This is a genomic window from Mycobacterium gordonae, assembly GCF_002101675.1.
Classification (GTDB): Bacteria; Actinomycetota; Actinomycetes; order Mycobacteriales; family Mycobacteriaceae; genus Mycobacterium; species Mycobacterium gordonae.
Genome location: NZ_LQOY01000177.1, coordinates 1 through 1,009 on the forward strand (window position 1 = coordinate 1; position 1,009 = coordinate 1,009).

Consider the following 1,009-nt stretch of genomic DNA (forward strand, 5'->3'; position numbering starts at 1 on the left):
GGCAATGGCGGTACCGGCGGCACGGCGACGGCTCTTGGCACCGGAAGCGCCACCGGCGGCACCGGGGGGTCGGCCGGCAACGGCAGCACCGGAAACGGCGGCGTTGGTGGGGGAGGTGGGGTTGCGACGATATCGAATAGCGCATCGACAGCTCACGCAGTGGCCGGAAATGCCGGTGACGGCGGAGCGGGTGCCACCGATGGTGGGGGCGGCGGTACCGGCGGCTCCGCCTCGACCAGCGGGAAGGGGTCCGCGACGGCCGGTCATGGCGGCACCGGCGGCACCGGCGGCACCGGCAAGGGAGGCCGCGGCGGACAAGGCGGTAGCGCCTCCATCTCCGGCACCACAGCTACGGGCAACGCCACCGGCGGCAACGGCGGCGCCGGCGGCGACGGCGCGGTCGGTGACGCGGGCGGAAACGGGGGGAACGCCACGATCCTCGGGGGTTCCGGGAACGCGATAGCCGGCGCCGGTGGCGACGGCGGCAGTGGTGCGGGCGGCGGCGCGGCCGGGGGAACCGGAGGCAACGCCAGCATAGGCTCGGTCGGCTTCGGAGCGAGTGGGAAGGCGATCGGCGGGATCGGCGGGGCTGGCGGTGGTGGCGACACCACCGGTGCCGGCGGCGCTGGCGGTGCCGGTGGGCGCGGGGATGTCTTCGGCGCACCCTCGACGGGCAGCGCGACCGGCGGAGCCGGCGGAGCCGGTGGCGACGGCACCACCGGCGGCAAGGGCGGTATCGGCGGCGACGCGTCGAACGCGGCCACGGGATCGGTTACCAGCGGCGCCGGCGCCGCCGGGGGTGACGGCACCTCCGGGGACGGCGGTGCCGGCGGCGCAGCCGGCGCCGTCATAACCTCTGGGACGGGTGTGGTCACCGCCGGCATCGGCGGCGCCGGCGGCCAGAGCATCTCCGGTGGCGCAGGCGGCGCCGGCGGTTCCGGCGGTTCCGTGACGATCAACAACGCCACCGCGAACGTGGCGGCCCAAGGCGGTCAGGGCGGGGTCGGCA

General features: G+C 76.6%; 1 pseudogene. It reads left to right on the forward strand.

Annotation, left to right across the window (positions count from 1 at the left end):
• Window positions 1-1,009: pseudogene (locus AWC08_RS36730) on the forward strand (PE-PGRS family protein); the annotation flags it as partial.